Consider the following 24,834-nt stretch of genomic DNA (forward strand, 5'->3'; position numbering starts at 1 on the left):
CTAAAAGTGTTATTTTTTGACCGTTAATTGAAGTTTATTGGATCAACATCAACTGTTAGTTTCATTCCAGTAGGAAATTTGAATTTTTCAATGATTTTGGCTAGTGAATTCTGTACTTTTAGAGATTTTCTACCTCTGATCAAAAGTCTTACTCTGAACTTTCTTTTTAATCTAAATATAGGTGCATTCACAGGGCCAAGAACTCTACCTTCGACAGCACTTTCTATAAAAACTTTAAACTTATAAGCCTCTTTTTCAAGTTCTCTTTCATTGCTGCCAGTAATTATTAAAGCAATAAATCTCTGAAACGGTGGAAGATTATTTTCCCTTCTAATTTCAAGTTCTTTATCTAAAAAAATATCAGGATCTTTATTTGTAATGTCTGTTATCATTTTGGTATCTAAATTATAAGTTTGAAAATAAACAGTTGCTGGCTTTCCTGTTCTTCCTGCTCTACCTGAAAGTTGGTGATATAACTGTAAATTCTTTTCTGCGCCTCGCAAGTCATGACCTTGTGATGATAAATCGATATCAACAACAACAATACAATTTAAGCTTGGAAAGTGGAATCCTTTAGATATTAATTGAGTTCCAATTAAAATTTGAATTTTATTATCTATAATTTTTTCCAAAATATCTGCTGAACTTTTTTTATTCATTGTATCACTAGAAAATATAGTTGTTTCCTTGGTGGGGAAAATTTTTTTTACTTCTTCAGATATTCTTTCAACTCCAGGCCCACTAAAAATAAAATCACATTTTCCTTCTTTCGAGCAGTCCCTATTTAGTAAAGCTTTGTATCCACAGTAGTGACATAATAAATTTTGTTTGTTTTTGTGATAAACCAAATTTATTGAACAATTTGGACATGAATAACTAGTAAAACATTTTTTACATAAAGCATGGGGTGAAAATCCTCTTCTATTTAAAAAAAATAATACTTGATCTTTTTTTTCAAGATGAAATTTTACTTTCTCAATTGTTTTTTTTGATATCCAAGATTGAGATTCTAACTTTGAATTATTAAGATTAATTATTTCATATTTTGGTAAAGATGCATTTAAATATCTTTGATCAAGTTTAGATAAACTATATTTGCCTTTTTTAATATTGTCATAAGTTTCAATAGAAGGGACGGCTGTTATTAAATTGATTGGAATATTTTCAAAAGATGCTCTAGAAATTGCCATGTCTCTCGCATTATAAGTTACTCCCTCATCTTGTTTATAAGATTGATCATGTTCTTCATCAACAATGACTAATCCCAGTTTTTTAAAAGGTAAAAACAATGAGGACCGAGCACCAATTACAACTTTAATTTTATCATTTGCTATTCCACTCCAAATAATTTCTTTATTTTTTTTTGTAATAGCTGAGTGCCACACAGCAGGCTTGAATCCAAAAAATTCTATAAATTTATTTTGGAATTGTCCTGTTAATCCTATTTCTGGCAGTAGAATTAACCCTTGAAAACCCTTATTAATTATCTCTTTTAAAGCCTCAAAATAAACCATCGTTTTACCAGACCCTGTAGTACCTTGTAAAACATGAACTCTAAATTTTTGATTTAATACATTCATTTTTTTTAATGAATCTTTTTGCTCTTTAGAAAGTTTTATTTCATTTTCTTTGATGTCAATTTTGAATGGCTCATAAGCTTCAATTGGTAACTTTTCTATAGCACCACTACTTAGTAATAATAACTTTAATGCCATACCTTTAGGTGTCATATTGTATTCTGAAAACCAGTTTAAGAATTTAATTGTATTTTTCTTTAATGACGGAACATCTAATTTTCTTAAAACTGTTTTAATTGCAAAATTTTTATTTGTTTTTTTTTCAAAGTCATCCCACACAACTCCCGTTACCTCTGACTTTCCAAAGGGTACCACTACATAGTCCCCAACTTTTAAAGTTAAATCAGAATTGTAAGTAAAGGGATGATTAAAAATATTTGGTATAAGAATCGGTACTTTCATATCTTTATAATATGAAAATACTTTAAGAGTGTATTGCTCTTTTATCTACTGATAACGCTGCTTCTTTTACTGCTTCGGAAAATGTTGGGTGAGCATGACATGTTCTTGCAATATCTTCAGCACTAGCACCAAACTCCATTGCAACTCCAATTTCTCCAATTAATTCACCTGCATGAGGTCCAATAATATGTGCTCCTAGAACTCTATCTGTTTTTTCATCAGCTAGAATTTTAACAAAGCCTTCTGCTTCATCAATTGCTTTAGCTCTTGAGTTTGCCATAAACGAAAATTTACCAATTTTGTATTTTATATTTGATTCTTTTAATTGCTCTTCAGTTTTTCCAACTGAAGCAACTTCTGGAGTTGTATAAACAACACCTGGAATAATATCATAATTTACATGCCCTGATTGTCCTGCTATATTTTCTGCAACTGCAATACCTTCATCTTCAGCTTTGTGCGCTAACATTGGTCCATCTATTACATCACCAATTGCATAAACATTACTTACATTTGTTTGAAAGCTTTTATTTGTTATAATTCTTTTCTTTTCATCTAATTCAACACCAATTGCTTCTAAATTTAAATTGTTAGTGTTAGGTTTTCTGCCAACAGATATAAGAACAACATCGCAATCAAAATTGATTTTTTTTCCATCTTTGTCAGATGTTGAAACACTAGCTCCATTGGTGTTTTTAGTAATTCCCTCTACTTTAGTTTGCATGTGAAAGTTAATTCCTTGTTTTTTTAAAATTTTCATAAATTCTGAAGATATTTCTCTATCCATTCCTGGCGTAATATGATCAAGAAATTCTACCACATGAACTTCAGCACCTAATCTAGACCAAACAGATCCCATCTCTAATCCTATATAACCTCCACCAACTACAACCATTTTTTTTGGAACCGATTGCAGAGTTAATGCACCTGTTGAAGATACAATTATTTTTTCATCAAATTTCATTCCTGGCAATTCTACTGGTACAGATCCTGTGCTAATTACCGTTTTATCTGCCTCAATTATAGTTTCTTTTTTTTGATCATCTAATATTGAGATTTTATTTGCAGATTTAAAGCTTCCAGTGCCTTTAAAATAAGTGACTTTATTTTTCTTAAATAAAAATTCTACACCTTTAGTTAATATTGTTACTGCTTTATCCTTATTTTGCATCATTTTTTGAAGATTAAGTTTTACCTCACCCACTTCTATGCCAAGTTTAGAAAAATTTTGTGCCTTATGATAATTTTCAGAAATATTTAATAAATTTTTAGAAGGTATGCACCCAACATTTAAACAAGTTCCACCTAATGAACCTCTTGATTCTATACATGCTGTTTTAAGTCCCAATTGTGCCAATCTTATTGCGCAGACATAACCTCCTGGACCACCACCTATTACAACTGCTTGAAATTTATCTGACATTTAAATATTTAAAAACAACCTTCTTGGGTCCTCTAAGTTTTCTTTAACCATTTTTAAGAATGATACCGACTCTTTTCCATCTATAATTCTGTGATCATAAGATAAGGCTAGATACATAATGGGTCTAATTTTAATCTCACCATCAACTACCATTGGTCTTTCAACTATATTATGCATACCTAACACACCAGATTGAGGTAAATTTAATATTGGAGTAGATAACATTGAACCATAAACTCCACCATTACTAATTGTAAAGGTTCCACCTTGAAGGTCTTCTATGGTTATTTTTCCATCTCTTGCTTTTTCAGAAATAGTTTTAATATTTTTTTCGATATCAGCAAATGATAATTGATCAGCATCTCTTAATACTGGTACTACTAATCCTTTTTCAGTTCCTACTGCGAAACTCATATTGTAATAATTTTTGTAAATAATTTCATCTCCGTCTATTTCAGCATTAACTGACGGGTACATCTTTAATGCAGCAACACATGCTTTTACAAAAAATGACATAAACCCTAATTTAATTCCATATCTACTTTGGAAATCTTCCTGGTTCTCTTTTCTCATTTCCATTATGCCAGTCATATCAACTTCATTAAAGGTTGTTAATAATGCTGCATTTTCTTGTGCTTGTTTTAATCTTTTTGCAATTGTCTGTCTAAGCCTAGACATTTTAATTCTCTCTTCTTGGCCATATTTAATTTTTCTTTCTGATGGCTGTGGGTTCTCTCCCATCATACTAATTAAGTCACCTTTAAGAATTCTACCCTCTTTACCAGAGCCACTAACATTTTTTAAATCAATTTTATTTTCAACTACCATTTTTCTTACGGCTGGTGAAAGTATTTCATTATTTTTATTTGAAGAATCAGTTTTCTCTTCTTTAACCTCATTGGTTAATATTAAAGGTTCTTCCTCTTCAGGTTCTTTAAAAACTTTAGGAACTTCTTTTTTAATTTCTAAATTAACTACATTATTTTCAGTTCTTTTAGGTTCAATTTTTGTAATCATTTTTTTTTCAGATGGTTGAGTTCCATTTTGACTTATTGAACCAAGTAAGGCTCCAACTTCAACTGTCTCTCCATCTTTTGAATTTATTTCAGATAAAACTCCATCTATGGGAGATGGAACTTCTAAATTAACTTTATCAGTTTCTAGTTCTACAATTGCCTCATCAGTTGCAACTGCATCACCCTCTTTCTTAAGCCATTTTGCAACAGTCGCTTCTGTTATGCTCTCACCCAAGACCGGTACTAAAATTTTTTCACTCATTTTTATTCAAAAACCTTGTTAATAATTTCTTGCTGTTGTGAAATATGTCTTTTTGCAAACCCTGTTGCAGGAGATGCGTCTGGACTTCTTCCTATATAAGAAATTTCCTTATTATTAGCGTTAATAGTTTCTAATGTCCATTGTATATAGTCCCTTACAGAAAACCATGCTCCCATATTTTTTGGTTCTTCCTGGCACCAATAAAATTTAGCATTTTTTGCATACTTTTTGATTTCTTTAACTAAACTTTTAACTGGAAAAGGATAAAGTTGTTCAACTCTGTACAACACTACATCATCTTTTTTCAATTTCTCTCTAGCATCTAACAGATCAAAATAAACCTTTCCCGAACATAAAATTACTTTTTTAATTTTTGAGCTTTCTTTTAATTTTATAAATCCATTTTCTTCATCTAGTGCATGATCCCATAAAATTCTGTGGAAAAATGTATCTTTATCAAAGTCTTCTATATTTGAAACACAATGCTTGTTTCTTAATAAAGATTTTGGAGTCATTATTATTAATGGCTTTCTAAATTCTCTATGCATTTGACGTCTTAAAGCATGAAAGTAGTTTGCTGGTGTTGTACAATTTACTACCTGCATATTATCATTAGCACATAGTTGTAAAAATCTTTCTAATCTTGCTGAAGAGTGCTCTGGTCCTTGGCCTTCATAACCATGAGGGAGAAGCATTACTAACCCGGATGCCCTTGTCCATTTTCTCTCTCCAGATGCAATAAATTGATCTATTACTACTTGTGCACCATTTGCAAAATCACCAAATTGTGCTTCCCACATTGTTAGGGTGTTTGGCTGAACTAAACTATAACCATATTCAAAACCTAAAACTGCTAATTCTGATAAAAAACTATCTACTATTTCATATCGTTTTTGAACTTTTGAAATATTATTTAGCGGAACATATCTGGAGTTATCTTCTTGATTTCTTAGAACTGAGTGTCTTTGACTAAACGTTCCCCTTCCTGAATCTTGTCCAACTAATCTCACGGGATAACCTTCTTTTAATAATGAGCCAAACGCCAAAGCTTCAGCTGTTGACCAATCTATACCTTTTCCATTTGATACTGATGCTCTTCTAGTATTTAAAATTTTAATTATAGTTTTGTGTAAATTTAATTCCTCTGGTGTTGAATTAATTTTTTCTGAAATTTCTAAAAGTTTTTTCTGATCAAAACCACTTACACCTCTTTTATCCTTTCCTTTTTCTGGTTTATATCTTGACCAGCTTCCCTCATACCATTCAATTTTTGGCTTATAATCTTTTGCATTTTTGTATTGATCATCTAGTAAGCTTTTAAATTCAGTTTTAAACCTTTTAAGTTCATTCTCTGAAAGTGTATTTTCATTTACTAATTTGCTTCCATATACTTCTACTGGTGTAGGGTGTGATCTAATTTTTTTATACATTAATGGTTGAGTAAATGAAGGTTCATCTCCTTCATTATGACCAAACCTTCTGTAACAGATTATATCAACCACAACATCTCTGTTAAATTTTAGTCTAAATTCTGTTGCAATTCTTGTAGCATAAACAGCTGCTTCTGGGTCATCACCGTTTACATGAAGTATTGGGGCATCTACCATTTTTGCAACATCCGATGGGTATGGTGATGATCTTGCAAACCTTGGGCTTGTAGTAAAGCCTATTTGATTATTAACAATAAAATGAATTGTTCCACCTGTATTATGGCCTGGCAAACCAGACATTGCAAAACATTCAGCCACAACACCTTGTCCAGCAAATGCTGCATCACCATGTATTAAAATAGGCAAAACTTTATTTCTTTCTTTATCTTCATGAAAAAATTGTTTCCCTCTAGTCTGTCCTAATACAACAGGATTAACTGCTTCTAAGTGCGAGGGGTTATCTGTAAGACCAACATGTATAGAATTTCCATCAAATTTTCTATCCGATGATGCTCCTAAATGGTATTTTACGTCTCCCGCTCCTTCTTCTCCTGTTGTTTGAACGTCTCCCGCAAATTCATTGAATATTCTTTTGTATGATTTTTGTAAAACGTTTGCTAGCACATTGAGCCTACCTCTGTGGGACATTCCAATTTTAACTTCTTTAGCTTCTGATTGACCAGCAATTTTAATAATTTGTTCTAAAGCAGGGATTAAGCTTTCTCCTCCATCTAGTCCAAATCTTTTTGTACCAACATATTTTGTATGTAAAAATTTTTCAAATCCTTCAGCTTGAATAAGTTTATTCAAAATAGCTTCTTTACCATTCTTTGTAAATTGAAGAGGGTTCTCATCCTGTTCGATTCTATCTCTAAGCCATTTTCTTTCAGTTGGGTTTGATATATGCATATATTCATAACCAATAGGCCCACAATAAGTTTTGTTTAAAAAACTTAATATTTCTCTTACGGTGGAGTGCTCTTTATTTATTACACCATCTAAATAAATTTTCTCATTATAATTTTCTTTTTTGAACCCATAATATTCAGGATGTAATTCATCTAAATACTCTGTCTTCATCATTCCAAGTGGGTCAAGCTTTGCTAATAAATGTCCTCTTTGCCTATATGCTCTAATTAAAGCAACGGCTCTAATTGAGTTAAGATTACTTTTGATTAAATCTTTTGAATTAACTTTTGTATCACCACTTCTATTAGAAAATTTTTTTTCACTTTCTTTGATCTTTTTTTCAATTTCATCAATATCAATTTTTTTTTTTACACCCCATGATGGACCATTAATTTCCTTGGTAATCATATTTAAATCTTCACTCATACCCTCAAAATAACTTTGCCAGCTTTCAGGAAGATCTTTGTCTTTATTGATAAATTTTAAATACATTTGTTCTATAAATGCACTGTTAGATTTACTAAGAAATGAAGTTTTTTCGAATTCGAGATTTTTTGATGATGACATCTATTCTATTGATATAATATCAGATAAATAATTTTCAATTAGATAATTTGTTAAATAATGTTTTGCCTAGTTCAGATGGTGATTTTGCAATTGTAATTCCACATTCTTCCATCTTTTTAATCTTGTCTTCTGCTCCACCCTTACCACCTGAAATAATAGCTCCTGCATGCCCCATAGTTCTTCCAGGGGGTGCTGTTATTCCAGCAACAAATCCAACCATAGGTTTTTTTATTTTATGGTTTTTAACAAATTCAGCTGCTTCTTCTTCTGCAGAACCACCAATTTCACCTATCATAAGAATAGATTCTGTCTCATCATCATTTAAAAATAAATCTAAACAATCAATAAAGTTCGTTCCATTTATTGGATCTCCACCAATTCCTATACAAGTGGATTGTCCTAATCCATTTTCGGTTGTTTGCGCAACCGCTTCATAAGTTAAAGTTCCAGATCTTGAAACAATTCCCACAGAACCTTTCTTGTGTATATTTCCAGGCATAATCCCAATTTTACATTCGTCAGGAGTAATTATTCCTGGACAGTTAGGTCCTATTAATCTGCTTTTTGAACTATTTAGCTTTTGTTTAACACGAAGCATATCTTGAATTGGTATACCTTCAGTAATGCAAACTATAAGCTCAATGGATGCATCAATAGCTTCTATTATAGCTGCTGCTGCAAATTTTGCTGGTACATAAATCATAGTTGCATCCGCACCAACTTCTTTTTTAGCTTCAGCTACAGTATTAAATACTGGAAGTTCAAGATGTTTTTGTCCTCCTTTTTTTGGAGTAACTCCACCTACAAGATTTGTTCCATATTTTAATGCTTGTTCAGAATGAAAAGTACCATGTGCACCTGTGAAACCTTGACATATAACTTTTGTATTTTTATTAATTAAAACTGACATTCTATTTTATAGCCTCTACTATTTTTTTTGCAGCATCATCTAAATTTTCTGCTGAAATTAATTTTAATCCTGAATTATCTAAAATTTCTTTTCCTTCTTTAAAGTTTGTTCCTGCAAGTCTAACTACTAATGGAACACTTATATTTATCTCTTTAGCAGCATCAACAACACCTTGAGCAAGGACATCACATCTCATTATCCCACCAAAAATGTTTATTAATATGCCTTTAACGTTTTTATCTGAAAGAATTATTTTTAACGCAGCAGAAACTTTTTCTTTTGAAGCTCCACCACCAACATCTAGAAAATTTGCTGGCTCTTCACCATATAATTTAATTATATCCATTGTTGCCATTGCTAAACCTGCTCCATTAACCATACAACCAATGCTTCCATCTAATTTTATATAAGCAAGATCATGTTTACTCGCTTCTATTTCTGCTGGATCTTCTTCATTTAAATCTCTTAACTCTATAATTTCAGGATGTCTAAATAGCGCGTTAGGATCAAAATTAACCTTTGCGTCTAAGCAGATTATATTTTTTTCTTTAGTTAATATTAGTGGGTTAACCTCAACCATATTAGCATCCGTGCCTAAAAACATATTATATACTGATTTAATTAGTGCTATTGCTTGCTTTTTAGCATCATCAGTTAAGCTATAAATTTTAACTATCTTCTCACAATCAGCATCTGAGATTTCATTAACAATATCTACTTTTGTTGTTATAATTTTTTCGGGCGTTTTATCCGCAACCTCTTCAATATCCATTCCACCTTGATCACTGGAAATAAATACAATTTTTGAACTTGCTCTATCGATTAAACACGATAGATAAAATTCTTTATCTATATTGGAAGATACTTCCACATATAATCTTTTTACTTCTCTACCTTCAGGGCCAGTTTGATGTGTTACAAGTGTTTTTCCCAATAACTTTTTAGCAGCAACGCTTAACTCTTCAATGGTATCTAAAATTTTTACACCTCCTGCCTTGCCTCTTCCACCGGCATGGATTTGAGCTTTTAATACAAACTTTTCCGTTTTTAATGATTTTGATTTTTTAATCAGCTCATCGACTGTTAATGCAAAAACACCCTCGGGCACAACTGCCCCATATTCCTTTAGGATTTTTTTTGCTTGGTGTTCATGAATATTCATGATTTATTTAGATAGATCTGGATCTATTTTTGATGCAGCTTCCCATAATGCTTTCACAGCATCTATTGAGTGCATAAATTCTTTTTTTTCTTTTTCATCCAAGTCTATTTGCTCTATTTTTTCAACACCATCTTTTCCAATTATTACTGGTACACCAGCATAAACATTGCCAACTCCATATTCTCCATTTAAATGAACTGCACATGGAAGTAATTTTTTTTCATCTTTTAAATATGCTTCTGCCATTTGTACTCCTGAAGCTGCTGGCGCATAAAATGCAGAACCTTTTTCTAAATATTTAACAATCTCAGCTCCACCATCTCTAGTTCTTTGGTTAATTTCTTCTAATCTTTCTGGAGATATTTTTCCTTCTTTAACTAAGTCTAGTAATGGTTTACCTGAAACTTTTGTGAATCTTGGTAAAGGAACCATTGTGTCTCCATGACCTCCCATAACCATTGCTTCAATTTCTTTTACAGGAACATTTAACTCTAGAGATAAAAATAATTTAAGTCTTGAGCTGTCCAAAATTCCTGCCATTCCAACTACTTTATTTGCTGGTAACCCTGAAAATTTTTGAAAGGCCATCACCATAACGTCTAACGGATTGGTGATACATATAACAAATGCATTGGGTGCATTTTTTTTAATACCTTCTGCTACTTGTTTAATAATTTTTAGATTAATACCTAATAAGTCATCTCTGCTCATTCCTGGTTTTCTTGGAACACCTGCAGTGATTATTATTACATCTGAATCTTTTATATCTTCATAATTGTCTGTACCTGAAAATTTCACATTAAAACCATCAACAGAGGAAGATTGGGCTATATCTAGAGCTTTTCCTTTAGCTATGCCACTTGCAACATCAAAAAGTACCACCTCATCAGCCACTTCTTTGGTTCCTATTAAGTGAGCAAGAGTGCCCCCAATTTGACCTGCTCCTATTAAAGATATTTTCTTCATTTTTCTCCTTATTTCATTGTTGGCATGACAAATTCTGCATTAGATCTTATTCCAGAAGGCCATCTAGATGTTACTGTTTTAAGTTTTGTATAAAATTTAATTCCTTCAGCACCGTGCATTGCGCTATCTCCAAATAATGATCTTTTCCATCCACCAAAACTATGGAATGCCATTGGTACTGGTATTGGAACGTTAATTCCAACCATACCAACTTGAATTTTACTGGCAAATGTTCTTCCAGCATCACCATCTCTTGTATAAATACTTACTCCGTTACCATACTCATGATCGTTAATTAGTTTTGTTGCTTCTTCAAAAGTTTTAACTCTTATAACTGATAAGACAGGTCCAAATATTTCTTCTTTATAAATTCTCATATCTTTTTTAACATGGTCAAATAAACAGCCACCTATAAAAAAACCATTTTCATATCCTTGAAGTTTTATATTTCTTCCATCAACAATTAATTTAGCACCTTCTTCAACTCCAAGATCAACATAACTTTTTACTTTTTCTAAATGTTCTTTTGTAACTAGTGGACCCATCTCAGATGTTTTATCCATACCGGGTCCTACTTTTAATGCTTCAGCTTTTTTTGATAAACGAGCAACTAACTCATCACCGATATCTCCTACAGCTACTGCTACTGATTGTGCCATACATCTTTCTCCTGCCGACCCATATGCAGCACCCATTAATCCATTTACTGCACCATCAAGGTCACAGTCAGGCATTACAACTAAATGATTTTTTGCACCACCTAAAGCTTGAACTCTTTTTTCATTTTTTGCAGAATTTTCATAAATATATTTTGCGATTGGTGTTGAACCTACAAAACTTACAGCTTTGACATCTTTGTTTGTTAAAATTGCATCAACAGACTCTTTATCTCCATTAACAACATTAAAAACACCATCAGGCAATCCAGCTTCCGTTAGCAATTCTGCTAATTTTAGGGGGCAAGATGGGTCTTTTTCTGATGGTTTTAAAATAAATGTATTTCCACATGCAATAGCTAAAGGGAACATCCACATAGGTACCATTGCTGGAAAATTAAAAGGTGTAATACCAGCAACAACTCCAAGAGGCTGACGCATCGACCAGCTATCAACATTTGTTCCTACATTCTCTGAAAATTCTCCTTTAAGTAAATGTGGAATTCCACAGGCAAACTCAACAACTTCTAAGCCTCTTGTTAAAGAACCTTTAGCATCTTCATAAACCTTGCCATGCTCTGAGACTATTAATTTTGTAAGTTCATCAGTATTCTTTTCTATTAATTCTTTAAATTTGAACATCACTCTTGCTCTTTGAAGGGCAGGTTTTAATGACCAAGTTTCAAAAGCTTTTTGAGCTACTTCTACAGCTTGATCAAGATCAGTTTTACTGGCTAATTTTACTTCAGACTCTTGTTCACCTGTTGCAGGGTTAAAAATTTTACTTTTTCTATCAGATGAGCCTGAAATTAGCTTTCCACCAACAAAATGTTCTAATAAATTCATGAATGGTGTTATTTAAAGGGGTAATTAGCTTGTTGCAAGCATTTTTTTCAATTCAGCTATGGCTTTTGCTGGATTTAATCCCTTAGGACAAGCATTGGTGCAATTCATAATAGTATGACATCTATACAACTTAAGTTCATCAGCTACTTTTTTTAATCTCTCTTTTCTTTCATCATCTCTACTATCTACTATCCACCTATAAGCTTGAAGCAAAACTGCAGGACCTAAAAATTTATCCTCATTCCACCAATAGCTTGGACAAGAAGTGGAACAACATGCGCACATGATACATTCATATGCACCATCTAATTTTTTTCTATCTTTTTGAGATTGAATAATTTCTGTAGTTTCAACTTTTGTATTTGTTTTCAACCAAGGCTCAATTGATTCGTATTGTTTATACAATCCACTTAGGTCCCCAATTAAATCTTTTTTAACTTTTAGATGAGGTAGTGGATAAATATTTATATCTCCTTCAATTTCTGAGTGAGGTTTTGTACATGCTAAACCATTTTTACCATCCATATTCATTGCACAAGATCCACAAACACCATGTGCACAAGATCTCCGATAAGCCAATGATGGGTCAATTTCATTTTTAATCTTATTTAAAATATCTAATACTTTTGAAGGACAGTTATCCATATCAACTTCATAAGTATCCTCTCTTGGATTTTCTCCATTTGAGGGATCCCATCTATAAACATTTACTTTTCTAATATTTTTTGATCCAGTTTTATCTTGATAATAGTTACCCTTTTGAACCTCTGAATTTTTAGGTAAATTTATTTGAACCACTAATAAACTCTTTCTTGTGGTGGAAAATATTGAACTTCATTTGTTAAAGTTGATTTAGTAACCGGTCTATAACCAATTTTTGAATCTTTTCCATTACACCAAGCAATAGTGTGTTGCATAAATTTTTCATCATCTCTTTTTGGGAAATCTTCTCTTGCATGTGCACCTCTGCTCTCTTGTCTATTATAAGCAGAATCCACTGTTGTAATTGCTTGTCTTATCAAATTATCAAACTCCAATGTTTCCACTAAATCGGTGTTAAAAACAAGTGACTTATCTTTTACAGAAATTGATTCCATTCCATCGTATGCTTTTCTAATATCATCAACACCCTCTTTAAGTGTTTTTTCTGTTCTAAAAACAGCACACTTTGATTGCATAGTTTTTTGCATTGAAAGTCTAAGTTCTGCAGTACTGTTTTCACCATTAGAGTTTCTTAATTTATCAAATCTTTCTAAGCATTTTTCTGTTTCAGTCTCTTCTATATCCTCGTGTGGAGTTCCTGGTTTTACAAGTTCTGCAGCTCTTCTAGCTGCGGCTCTTCCAAATACAACTAGGTCAATTAAAGAATTAGATCCCAATCTATTTGCTCCATGAACAGAAACACATGCAGCCTCACCAATTGCCATTAATCCTGGAACTGTTTCAGAATCATTGCCTGTTAATACTTCAGCTTTATAATTTGTTGGGATACCTCCCATATTGTAATGAACAGTGGGCACTACTGGTATTGGCTCTTTAGTTACATCAACATTTGCAAATAATCTTGCTGCTTCCGTTATTCCTGGAAGTCTACTTTCAATAATACTTTTGTCTAAATGACTTAAGTGTAGGTGAACATGATCCTGTTCTTTACCCACACCTCTTCCTTCATTAATCTCAATTGACATTGATCTACTTACTACATCTCTAGATGCTAAGTCTTTAGCTTTTGGTGCATAACGCTCCATAAATCTTTCACCTTTTGAATTAACTAAATAGCCACCTTCTCCTCTAACACCTTCAGAAATTAAAGTTCCATGTCCATAAATTCCTGTTGGGTGAAATTGTACAAATTCCATATCTTGTAATGGTAAACCTGCTCTTAAAACCATTGCATTTCCATCTCCAGTACAAGTGTGTGCTGAAGTTGCAGAATAATAAGCTTTTCCATAACCACCTGTTGCAATTATTGTACTATGAGCTCTAAATCTGTGAATTGTTCCATCATTTAAATTCCAAGCAATAAGACCTTTGCATTCACCATCTTTCATTAATAAATCTAGAGCAAAGTATTCAATAAAAAATTCAGTGTTATGTTTTAAAGCTTGTCCATAAAGGGTATGAAGTATTGCATGTCCAGTTCTATCTGCAGCTGCGCATGTTCTTTGAACAATTCCATTACCATAATTTTTTGTCATTCCACCAAAAGGTCTTTGGTAAATTTTACCATCATCAGTTCTACTAAATGGAACTCCATATTTTTCTAATTCTATAACAGCTGCTGGAGCTTCTTTACAAAGATACTCAATACTATCTTGGTCACCTAACCAGTCAGCCCCTTTGACAGTATCATACATATGCCAACGCCAATCATCTTCACCCATATTCCCTAAAGATGCAGAAATTCCTCCTTGAGCAGCAGAGGTATGACTTCTTGTTGGAAATACTTTTGAAATACAGGCTGTCTTTAAACCAGCTTCACTTAAACCAACAGCAGCTCTTAAGCCTGAGCCGCCCGCACCAAGTACGATAACATCATATTCATGGTCTATTATTTTATATGAGCTCATTAGTTTAAATTAAATATTACAATTATTGTGATTAATGGAACTAGTATAGCAAAAATATTGAGTGCTTTGTTTGCGACATTTTTGATTTTTTCATCCTGTATATAGTCTTCAAATACCTCACTAATACTTAAAGCTGAAAAAAAATAGGCAAAAACTAACAACAAAGAAACTAAAATTTTAGATGGCTGATTTGAAAAAAAATTAACAATATCAACATAATCTTTATTAAAAACTGAAACTAAATTTAAAATAAACCATGTCATTAATGGTATCAACACCACAGAGCTTACTCTCATTAATAGCCATTTTTTAGTCACGTTATTCATACTAAATAAATTGCTTTCCAATTAAATAAATTAAAATTGTTAAAAAAAATGAACCAATGATTACGATTAATCCTGTTATCTTTGATACTTTTAATTCAAACCCATATCCTAGGTCCATAATTAAATGTCTTATTTCACTTAATATCTGGAAACTAAATGACCATGTTAAACCTAAAATTATGAATTTTCCTAAAATAGAATTTAAAAGTACCTTAGTAAACTCATAACTATTTTCACCTAGTAGTAAGGATACAATCCAAAAACAAATTATTGTTATGGCAGCTATATTTATTATTCCTGTAATTCTATGTGAAATAGATACTAAAGAAGATATGTGCCATCTGTAGATCTGAATATGTGGTGATAAAGGATTATTATTTTCCATTAAGATTGTTTTTAATTAAAGTTTCTGCAATTTCAACAGCATTCAATGCCGCTCCTCTAAGTAAATTATCAGAAACAATCCATAGGTTTAATGAATTCTTGTTAGTTTTATCTTCTCTTATTCTTGAAATATAAGTTTCGTCTCTACCTTCTGCTTCAATTGGAGTGCTGTATCCTCCATCTTCTCTTTTATCATAAACTTTACAGCCCTCTGCTTTACTAAGAGTGTCTCTAACTTTTTCTAAAGAAAATGATTTTTCAAATTGAATATTTACTGACTCCGCATGAGAAACCATAACTGGAACTCTTACACATGTTGCTGTTAATTTTATTTTGTCACCAAGAATTTTTTTAGTTTCATTAGTCATTTTTAATTCTTCTTTAGTATAACCATCATCTGCAAAAACATCGATGTGAGGAATGGCATTAAAAGCAATTTGTTTAGTAAAATTTCTAGGTTTAATTTGTTTATTTTCTAGAGATGATTTAGTTTGTTCTATTAGTTCATCCATAGGGTCTTTGCCACCACCTGAGACAGACTGATACGTCGAAACAACTATTCGTACAATATTGAATAAGTCATGTAACGGTTTAAGAGCAATTACTAACTGAGCTGTTGAGCAATTAGGGTTAGCAATTATATTTTTTTTCATACTCTTAATTGCTTCTGAGTTTACCTGTGGAACAATTAATGGCACATCAGGATCCATTCTAAAAAAACTAGAATTATCTATAACTATTGAGTGCTTTGCTGCTTTTAAAGCATATTGTTCTGAAATTTTTCCACCTGCTGCAAAGAAAGTAATTTTGATTTTTGAAAAATCAAATGTTTTAAGGTTAAAAACCTCATGTTCTTTGCCACTAAAATTTATTTTTTGACCAGCACTTCTTGGTGAAGCAACTAAAAATAGTTCTTTTATAGGAAGTTTTTTTCTCTCTAGAACTTCAAGAATTTTTCTTCCAACATTACCTGTGGCTCCTATAATTGCTATATTCATGATATTATTAGGCTTTTATACTAGATGAAGGGTAAATCACAAACTTTTCCACGAAAAGTGTTATCATTTATTTGAATTTTAAAGGTTTGAGATACTTCCCAGTAGGACTTCTGGATCATTGCTATTCCAATAACCATTTGAAAATGAGGTGAATAACAAGCCGATCTTAATTCACCAATTATATTATTTTTCTCATCATATAAATTTTTTGATCCTGTGAGGCTAATTTCTTTTATATCAATTTTAATACCCATTAACTTCTTTTGGGCTCCTTTTGATTTAATTTCCTTTAATTTATCTTTTCCTAAAAAAGTTATATCACTATCCAAACTAACATATTGATCAAAACCACATTCAAATGGATTGTCACTGTTATCAAAATCATTTCCATAAGATAGTAATGCACTCTCAATTCTCTCTATTAAGTTTGGACACCCAGGTCCTACATTAAATTCTTTTCCAACTTCAAAAAGATAGTCATATAATTTTTGTCCTGACTCTGTATTTTGAACATAAACTTCATATCCACCTTGCTTAGACCATCCTGACCTTGCTATAAGATGCTTTGTGCCTTCAAAATCAAAATAATCAAATCCAAAGAATTTTAGTTCAGTAATTTTTTTTCCAAAAACTTTTTCCATTAATGCAAATGATTTCGGACCCTGTATTGCCATTATATCCACCACTGGTTCTATAATTTTAACATCAAATTTATGTCCAGATGCTAAACCTTTGGCAAAAAAGATTACATCCGAGTCTGCTATTGATAGCCACCATCTATTTTCATCCAGCTTTAGAACAACTGGATCATTAACTAAATTTCCATTTTCATCTATTATTGGACAATAATAACATCTCCCAATTTTAGATTTTGATAAATCTCTACATGTCATCAATTGTACTAATTCTGCAGAATCTTTTCCTGATATTTCTACTTGTCTTTCTGCAGCAACATCCCATACTTGAACATACTCTTTTAAATGTTTGTAACTATTTTCTATTGAACCAAATGCAGCAGGTAACAACATATGATTATAAATTGTGTATGCTGTAACCCCTTGTTTCTCTATTCTTGAGGTATAAGGAGTGCTTCTTAATCTTCTAGATTTTGCTATTGAAAAGTTTTTCATTTTTTTAAAAATTCAGAGATCTTTTCTCTCATTTCAAAAGCTTTTTCAAACATAATCATATGTCCACATTCTTTTATTATATGGGTTTTTGAATTAGGAATAAGTTCAGCAAATTTCTTACCTTTTTCAAGGTTAACCATCTTATCTAGTTCGCCAAAAATAAATAATGTGGGACACTTGATTGATTTTAAAGCCTCAGATCCATTTTTATAATTATTACAGGCTACAAGATCGGTTGCCAAAACCTCCCTAATATCTCTTGGAGAATTAATAATTTTTTCTACAGGATTACCTCCAATAAACTTTTTAGAGTTTTCATAGCTCCATTTCATCATTAATTTAACTGCTTTATCGTCTCCACTCTCAGCAAGATCTATTAAATCTTGATTAACGGGCATTCTATAAGAACCACCAACAAATATTAAATTTTTAACTCTTTTTGGATATCTTGAATAATATTCCAATACTTCCAAACACCCCTGGGAATGACCTATTATTGTTAATTCAGAGACATTAAGTTCTTTAAAAACTTTTTCTAACCAATCTGAAATTTCTTCTATCGATTTTAAACTATCACCCTCAGAATTTCCATGGCCTGGTAAATCAATTGCCAAAACATTATAATTTTGATTTGATAAATACTGCTCTGTTAAAGACCAAACAATATGTGAGAGGCCACTTCCATGAAGTAAAACTATTGTGACTTTTTTTTTATCAATACCTTGACCTGAATCTGATGCAAAGACATTTTTGTTGTCTACTTGAAAGATCAACTTAATTCCTTAACTTTTTTTCTAAGTTCAAATTTTTGAATTTTTCCGGTTGAAGTTTTTGGTAAATCACAAAAAATAATTCTTTTAGGAAGTTTAAATCCTGCCAATGTTTCTCTACAAAAATCTATTATTTCTTTTTCAGTTGTTGGCTTATCTTTTATTAGTTCAACAAAAGCGCAAGGTGTTTCTCCCCATTTTTCATCTGGCTTAGCCACTACAGCTGCTAAAGAAACTGAAGTGTGTTTTGCAATTACATTTTCAATTTCTATTGAAGAAATGTTTTCTCCTCCAGAAATAATAATATCTTTAGATCTATCTTGAATCTTTATATATCCATCAGGATGGGTCACAGCTAAATCTCCTGAATGAAACCATCCACCTGCCATTGACTTATCTGTTGCTTCTTTGTCTTTGTAGTAACCTTTCATTACGATATTTCCTCTAATCATAATTTCACCCATAGTCATTCCATCTTTGGGCACTGGCTTCATTGTTTCTGGATCCATTACAATAGCACCCTCTGTGTTTGGGTACCTTACACCTTGCCTTGCTTTGATTTCATTCTTTTTATCTTTTTCTAAAGAATTCCAATCTTCATTCCATGCACACTGTAACATATGACCATAAGTTTCTGTTAATCCATAAACGTGCATCACTTCAAAGCCAAGATTTTCCATTTTTTCAAAGATAATGCTTGGTGGCGGTGCACCTGCAGTTAAAACATTTACTTTTCTTTTTAAAGCTTTTTGATCTTCTTTTGGAGCATTAACAATCATATTTAATACTATTGGGGCTCCACCAAAATGAGTTACTTCATATTTATCAATTAATTCAAACATCTTTTTTACATCGATGTTTCTTAAACAAATTACTCTTGCATGTAACATTGCTAGTGTCCAAGGATAGCACCAACCATTACAATGAAACATTGGCACAACACATAAAAAATTTAGCTTGTTAGACATATTCCAGGCTGTGACACTACCGGTTGACATCAAATAAGAGCCTCTATGATGATAAACTACTCCTTTTGGGCTTCCTGTGGTTCCAGACGTGTAACTTAATGAAATCGCTTCCCATTCATCTTTTGGTTTTTTCCATTCGTAATTTTCATCACCTGTATTTAAAAAACTTTCATATTCAAGTTCTCCTATTTTCTTAAAAGAACTTGTATCTATGTCTTGGTCGTCAATATCAATAATTGTAATTTTATTTTTAACATTTTTTAAAGCCTTCTCAATTACATCATGAAATTGTCTATCTGCAATTAAAACCTTTGCATCACTATGCTGTAAAATATAACTTACTGTATTAGGATCTAGTCTTGTATTTATTGCATTAATTACTGCTCCTACCATTGGTATTGAATAATGGGCTTCAAAAATTTCCGGTGTATTGAAAGCCATTATAGAGACTGTATCTCCAGTTTTTACGCCCAATTTATCTAGTGCACTAGCAAACTTAACACATCTTTTATAAACCTCTCCCCAAGTATACGACCTACTTTCATAAATTAAGGCTTCATAATTTGGATATATATCTTTAGTTCTTTCTAAAAACGTTAAAGGAGAAAGAGGAACATAATTAGCTTCATTTTTATCTAAATTTGTATTGTAATGGCTCATATTAACTGAATTTAAAATTCATTATATAATCACTTCCTGATGTAGCAGTTTTAAAATGACTTTCGGCTCTTGGTAAAACTCTTTTAAAATAAAAATTTGCAGTTTGTATTTTATCTTCATAAAAGTCTTTGTTTTGTTCATAATCTTTAAAACTTACTTCTAAAACTTTTATCCACGCATGTGCTATAGACACGAACCCCAATGCTTTTAAATAGTCATTGCATGCTGCACTTGCATCATCTTTTGAGTTTTGTACTTTTTCTTTAATCCAGTCAGTAAAAGTAGATAAAATTTCTAGGTGTGTTTTTAATTCTTTTATGAAAGGTTTTAATTTTTCATTTTCAGTACTGCAATCATTCTTGATCAGCTCTAAATACTTATTAATTATATCACCATTTTTATTTACCAATTTTCTAAAAACCAAATCTGCTGCTTGAATTGAATTTGTTCCTTCATAAATTGGGGTGATTCTATTATCCCTATATAGTTGTTCTATTCCTTGGTCTTTTGTGTACCCATAACCACCATGAACCTGCATAGCCTCACTTGTTATTTCCATTCCCATATCACTAAACATCGTTTTAACCACTGGTGTCATTAACGACACAAGATCTGATGCTTCCTGCTTTATTTTTTCGTCTGGATGATAAAGACTAACTTCTGTTTGTTGAGATAACCAAAAACATAAAGCTCTTTCACCTTCAATAATAGATTTCATATTAAGCAAAGATTTTCTAATATCAGCATGTTCAATTATAAAATCTGCTCCATTAGTTGATTTTGTATTATTTGTTTTTCCTTGTTTCCTTTCTTTCGCGTAACTTAAAGAATTTTGATAGGCAATTTCAGAAATTCCTAAGCCCTGAATTCCTACAACTATTCTCTCTAAATTCATCATGGTAAACATTGCATTTAAGCCCTTATTCTTTAATCCAATCATATAACCAGTTGCATCATCAAAGTTTAATACACATGTAGCAGAACCTTTAATTCCCATTTTACTTTCTATAGATCCTGTAGAAACTCCATTTCTTGCCCCAATAGATCCATCTTCATTTACTGCAAACTTGGGTACTAAAAATAAACTTATTCCTTTTGTTCCCACTGGAGAATCAGCTACTCTTGCAATAACTAAGTGGATAATATTCTCTGTTAAGTCTTGATCACCCGAAGTAATGAAAATTTTCTGCCCACTTAACTTAAAAGTTCCATCAGATTGCTCAATAGCTTTAGTTTTTAAAAGTCCCAAATCAGTTCCACATACTGGTTCCGTAAGGCACATCGTACCACTCCATTTTCCTTCAACCATTTTTGGAAGGTATTTTTCTTTTATTTCATCTGTAGCATGATGAGAAATACAATTATATGCACCAATACTTAACTCACTATAAAGTTTAAATGACAAACTTGCAGATGATAACATTTCGTCAAAAAAAGCACTTACAGTTTTTGGCATTCCTTGTCCTCCATATTTTGGATCACAAGAAAGTGAAGTCCAGCCGTCTTCTATATATTTAGAATAAGCTTCTTTATAACCAGGCGGTGTTCTAACCACACCATTCTCTAGAACTGTTGGGTTTTCATCACCTGATTTTGCTAATGGTAATATTAAGTTTTGATTAATCTTAGCTGCTTCTTCTAAAATATCTTTTACTAATTCTGAATTAACTTCTTTATACTTTTCAAGATCGTTATAATTTTTATTATTTCTTAATTTATCAAAAAGAAACATCATGTCTTCCACTGGAGCAGTATAATTTGGCATTCCAGAACTTTAGAATAATTATTTAATTATTGCAATTTTGAAATTATTGCATCACCCATAGCTGACGTTGATACTTCTTTTTTCCCCTCAGATATAATGTCTTTTGTCCTAAGACCGTCATTTAAGACTTCTTGCACAGCTTTTTCTAAAGCATCAGCTTCACTATCTAAATCCAATGAGTATCTTAAGGCCATTGCAAAACTTAAAATCGAGGCTATTGGGTTTGCAATTTCTTTTCCAGCAATATCTGGTGCTGAACCATGAATAGGTTCATACATAGCTCTCATTTCCCCATCTTTATTTTTTGCACCTAAAGAAGCTGATGGTAATAGACCTAGAGACCCCGTTAACATTGAGGCTTGGTCGGAAAGCATGTCTCCAAATAAATTGTCAGTAACAATCACATCAAATTGCTTTGGGTTTTTTAATAATTGCATTGCACAATTATCAGCAAGCATATGACTTAATTCTACATCTTTATATTCTTTGTCATGTAGTTCTTGAACTTCTTCTTTCCAAAGCTGTCCAGCTTCCATTACATTCGACTTTTCACATGAAGTAACCTTATTTGATCTCTTTCTTGCTAGATCAAAAGCTACTTTTGCTACTCTAACTATTTCACTAGTTGTATATGAGTGAGTATTAATCCCTTTTCTTTCACCATTTTCTATTGGCTTAATTCCTCTTGGCTCGCCAAAATAAATTCCACCTGTTAATTCTCTAACTATCATAATGTCTAATCCAGATACAATTTCTGGTTTTAGGGTTGAGGCATCAACTAATTGCTCAAAACAAATTGCAGGCCTTAAATTTGCAAATAGTTTTAATTCTTTTCTTAATTTCAATAAGGCTCTTTCTGGTTTTTTTGAAAAATCTAAGTTATCCCATTTTGGTCCACCAACTGCACCCAGCATAACAAATTCACTTTCTAAAGCTTTGTAAAAAACTTCATCTGTAATTGGTGTTCCATGTTTATCATAAGAACAACCACCAGCTAAATCTTGATCAATTTCAAAATCTAGAGATTTATTTGAATTCAACCATAAAATAACTTTTTTAACTTCTTGAATAACTTCAGGCCCAATGCCATCCCCAGGTAGAAGTAAAATTTTTCTTTTTTTAATTTTTATCATTAAATATCCATGGTTTACTATTTTTTAAGTTTTCTTCAAAGGTTGTGATTTTTTCTTTTTTGGCTAATGACAGCGCAATATCATCAAGCCCTTCTAATAAACATATTTTCTTAAAAGGATCAATGTCAAACTTGATTTCACTATTTCCAAAAATTATTTTTTCTTCATTCAAGTCTATTGAAATTTCTTCTTTTCTTTTTGAATATTCTGATAATTCTTTTATTTTTTCTTCTGGTAAAGTAATTGGTAAAATTCCATTTTTGAAACAGTTACTATAAAAAATATCAGCATAACTAGAACTTATCACACATGTAATTCCAAAATCTAAAAGTGCCCATGGCGCATGCTCTCTTGATGAACCGCAGCCAAAGTTTTTTCCTGTAATTAATATTTTTGATTGATTGTGAGGTTCTTGATTTAGAATAAAATCTTTAATTTCATTTCCATTATCATCATATCTCATTTCAAAAAATAAGTTTTTTCCTAACCCTGTTCTTTTAATTGTTTTAAGAAATTGTTTTGGAATAATCATATCTGTATCAATATTTACTATTGGTAAATATACTGGGATACTTGTAAGTGAGTTGAATTTTTGCATTTTAGTTTTGATACTTTCTAACATCATCTAAGTTTCCAGAAATTGCAGCTGCTGCTGCCATTCCAGGACTGACTAAATGTGTTCTTCCACCTCTACCCTGTCTTCCTTCAAAATTTCTGTTTGAAGTTGAAGCGCATCTTTCTCCTTGTTTTAATTTATCTGCATTCATTGCAAGACACATTGAGCAACCGGGCTCTCTCCATTCAAAACCTGAAGCTATAAATATTTTATCTAGGCCTTCCTGCTCTGCCTGCTCTTTAACTAAGCCTGAGCCTGGAACAACCATTGCATGAACATGGGATGCTTTCTTTTTATCTTTTAATATTTTCGCAGCTTCCCTTAAATCTTCAATTCTTCCATTCGTACAACTTCCTATAAAAACCTTATCAATCTTAATGTCTGTAGCTAGTGTATCGGCCTCTAAACCCATATAATTTAATGACCTTTCTAAAGAGTTCTTTTTGTCTTCATCTTGTTCATTTTTAGGATTTGGAACTTTGCCATCTATAGTGATTACATCTTGTGGAGAAGTTCCCCAGGTAATCATAGGTAAAATGTCTTCTGCTACTAAATCTATTTCTTTATCGAATTTAGCTCCATCATCAGTTTTTAAACTTTCCCAATATTTCATAGCCTTATCCCAATTTTCATTTTTTGGAGACATCGGTTTACCTTTTAAATATTCAAATATTTTTTCATCTGGAGCAATTAATCCTGCTCTTGCTCCTCCCTCAATAGTCATATTACAAATTGTCATTCGTTGTTCTACACTTAAAGATGAAATTAGACTGCCAGCATACTCAATAACCGACCCTGTTCCTCCTGCAGTTCCAATGTTTCCTATAATTTGTAAAATTACATCTTTAGAGGTAACGCCAATTGGAAGTTTTCCATTAACATTAATTCTAAAATTCTTTGCTTTTTTTTGAACCAATGTTTGTGTTGCTAAGACATGTTCCACTTCGGAAGTACCGATTCCAAATGCCAAAGCACCAAATGCACCATGTGTTGCTGTGTGACTGTCTCCACAAACAATTACTGTTCCAGGTTGTGTAAAACCTTGTTCTGGACCAATGATATGAACAATTCCTTGTCTCTTGTCATTCATTCCTAAATACTGAATTCCAAATTCTTTACAATTACTTTCTAAAGTGTCTACTTGAATTTTAGATTCCACATCTGCTATTCCTTTAGATCTATCAGTAGTTGGAACGTTATGATCTGCAACTGCTAGAGTTAAGCTGGGTTGTCTAACTTTTCTATTAGAGTTTCTTAATCCTTCAAAAGCTTGTGGACTTGTAACTTCATGTACTAAATGTCGATCAACGAATAATAATGCCGTGCCATCATCTTGCTGATCTACTAGGTGATCGTTCCAAATTTTATCGTAAAGAGTTAAAGGCATT

Annotated in this window: 20 protein-coding genes; all 20 read right to left on the reverse strand. The window is 32.0% G+C overall.

Annotated features, from left to right (window positions below):
• Positions 1 to 23: 23 nt before the first annotated feature.
• The 20 genes from priA to leuC are packed head-to-tail and all read right to left on the reverse strand — an operon-like array spanning position 24 to position 24,833.
• A complete protein-coding gene (priA, locus tag ABXT61_RS06590) occupies positions 24 to 1,979 on the reverse strand; it encodes a primosomal protein N' (RefSeq protein WP_415315110.1) in 1,956 nt (651 codons plus the stop codon).
• 22 nt (positions 1,980 to 2,001) lie between these two features.
• Positions 2,002 to 3,402 (reverse strand): dihydrolipoyl dehydrogenase, encoded by a 1,401-nt coding sequence (gene lpdA, locus ABXT61_RS06595; RefSeq protein WP_415315112.1) that lies wholly within the window; start codon positions 3,400 to 3,402, stop codon positions 2,002 to 2,004.
• Positions 3,403 to 4,680: a 2-oxoglutarate dehydrogenase complex dihydrolipoyllysine-residue succinyltransferase gene (odhB, locus tag ABXT61_RS06600; protein WP_415315113.1), complete on the reverse strand. Its 1,278-nt coding sequence runs from the start codon at positions 4,678 to 4,680 to the stop codon at positions 3,403 to 3,405.
• Positions 4,681 to 4,682: 2 nt separating this feature from the next.
• Positions 4,683 to 7,586 carry a 2-oxoglutarate dehydrogenase E1 component gene (locus tag ABXT61_RS06605; RefSeq protein ID WP_415315114.1) on the reverse strand — a complete coding sequence of 968 codons (2,904 nt, stop codon included), beginning with the start codon at positions 7,584 to 7,586 and terminating at the stop codon, positions 4,683 to 4,685.
• A 34-nt stretch (positions 7,587 to 7,620) separates the two neighbouring features.
• On the reverse strand, positions 7,621 to 8,496 hold the full coding sequence (gene sucD / locus ABXT61_RS06610) for a succinate--CoA ligase subunit alpha (RefSeq protein ID WP_415315116.1): 876 nt from the start codon (positions 8,494 to 8,496) through the stop codon (positions 7,621 to 7,623).
• 1 nt (position 8,497) lies between these two features.
• On the reverse strand, positions 8,498 to 9,658 hold the full coding sequence (sucC, locus tag ABXT61_RS06615) for an ADP-forming succinate--CoA ligase subunit beta (RefSeq protein WP_415315117.1): 1,161 nt from the start codon (positions 9,656 to 9,658) through the stop codon (positions 8,498 to 8,500).
• A 3-nt stretch (positions 9,659 to 9,661) separates the two neighbouring features.
• Positions 9,662 to 10,624 carry a malate dehydrogenase gene (mdh, locus tag ABXT61_RS06620; protein ID WP_415315119.1) on the reverse strand — a complete coding sequence of 321 codons (963 nt, stop codon included), beginning with the start codon at positions 10,622 to 10,624 and terminating at the stop codon, positions 9,662 to 9,664.
• A gap of 8 nt (positions 10,625 to 10,632) precedes the next feature.
• Positions 10,633 to 12,126: a CoA-acylating methylmalonate-semialdehyde dehydrogenase gene (locus ABXT61_RS06625; RefSeq protein ID WP_415315120.1), complete on the reverse strand. Its 1,494-nt coding sequence runs from the start codon at positions 12,124 to 12,126 to the stop codon at positions 10,633 to 10,635.
• A gap of 24 nt (positions 12,127 to 12,150) precedes the next feature.
• Complete coding sequence (locus ABXT61_RS06630) at positions 12,151 to 12,924, reverse strand: succinate dehydrogenase iron-sulfur subunit (RefSeq protein WP_415315121.1); 774 nt, start codon at positions 12,922 to 12,924, stop codon at positions 12,151 to 12,153.
• Complete coding sequence (gene sdhA / locus ABXT61_RS06635; RefSeq protein ID WP_415315123.1) at positions 12,924 to 14,696, reverse strand: succinate dehydrogenase flavoprotein subunit; 1,773 nt, start codon at positions 14,694 to 14,696, stop codon at positions 12,924 to 12,926. The genes ABXT61_RS06630 and sdhA overlap by 1 nt, the downstream gene beginning before the upstream one ends.
• On the reverse strand, positions 14,696 to 15,022 hold the full coding sequence (sdhD, locus tag ABXT61_RS06640) for a succinate dehydrogenase, hydrophobic membrane anchor protein (protein WP_415315125.1): 327 nt from the start codon (positions 15,020 to 15,022) through the stop codon (positions 14,696 to 14,698). Before sdhD ends, sdhA begins: the two co-directional genes overlap by 1 nt.
• A 1-nt stretch (position 15,023) precedes the next feature.
• On the reverse strand, positions 15,024 to 15,407 hold the full coding sequence (gene sdhC / locus ABXT61_RS06645; RefSeq protein WP_415315127.1) for a succinate dehydrogenase, cytochrome b556 subunit: 384 nt from the start codon (positions 15,405 to 15,407) through the stop codon (positions 15,024 to 15,026).
• The gene (locus tag ABXT61_RS06650; RefSeq protein ID WP_415315129.1) at positions 15,397 to 16,404 is read right to left on the reverse strand and encodes an aspartate-semialdehyde dehydrogenase; all 1,008 of its coding nucleotides are present in this window, start codon (positions 16,402 to 16,404) and stop codon (positions 15,397 to 15,399) included. Before ABXT61_RS06650 ends, sdhC begins: the two co-directional genes overlap by 11 nt.
• A 20-nt stretch (positions 16,405 to 16,424) precedes the next feature.
• A complete protein-coding gene (locus tag ABXT61_RS06655; protein ID WP_415315131.1) occupies positions 16,425 to 17,534 on the reverse strand; it encodes a dimethylsulfoniopropionate demethylase in 1,110 nt (369 codons plus the stop codon).
• Entirely contained in the window at positions 17,531 to 18,307 is a 777-nt protein-coding gene (locus ABXT61_RS06660; protein WP_415315132.1) for an alpha/beta fold hydrolase, read from the reverse strand. The genes ABXT61_RS06655 and ABXT61_RS06660 overlap by 4 nt, the downstream gene beginning before the upstream one ends.
• A complete protein-coding gene (locus ABXT61_RS06665) occupies positions 18,304 to 19,932 on the reverse strand; it encodes a long-chain-fatty-acid--CoA ligase (protein ID WP_415315133.1) in 1,629 nt (542 codons plus the stop codon). Before ABXT61_RS06665 ends, ABXT61_RS06660 begins: the two co-directional genes overlap by 4 nt.
• 1 nt (position 19,933) lies before the next feature.
• Positions 19,934 to 21,697, reverse strand: a complete 1,764-nt coding sequence (locus ABXT61_RS06670; RefSeq protein ID WP_415315135.1) for an acyl-CoA dehydrogenase C-terminal domain-containing protein — start codon at positions 21,695 to 21,697, stop codon at positions 19,934 to 19,936.
• 26 nt (positions 21,698 to 21,723) lie between these two features.
• On the reverse strand, positions 21,724 to 22,830 hold the full coding sequence (leuB, locus tag ABXT61_RS06675) for a 3-isopropylmalate dehydrogenase (protein ID WP_415290406.1): 1,107 nt from the start codon (positions 22,828 to 22,830) through the stop codon (positions 21,724 to 21,726).
• Positions 22,817 to 23,428, reverse strand: a complete 612-nt coding sequence (leuD, locus tag ABXT61_RS06680) for a 3-isopropylmalate dehydratase small subunit (RefSeq protein WP_415315946.1) — start codon at positions 23,426 to 23,428, stop codon at positions 22,817 to 22,819. Before leuD ends, leuB begins: the two co-directional genes overlap by 14 nt.
• Before the next feature lies 1 nt (position 23,429).
• Entirely contained in the window at positions 23,430 to 24,833 is a 1,404-nt protein-coding gene (gene leuC / locus ABXT61_RS06685) for a 3-isopropylmalate dehydratase large subunit (protein ID WP_415315136.1), read from the reverse strand.
• Position 24,834: the final 1 nt, after the last annotated feature.

Origin of the sequence: Candidatus Pelagibacter sp. Uisw_137 (genome assembly GCF_047720245.1) — a bacterium.
Classification (GTDB): Bacteria; Pseudomonadota; Alphaproteobacteria; order Pelagibacterales; family Pelagibacteraceae; genus Pelagibacter.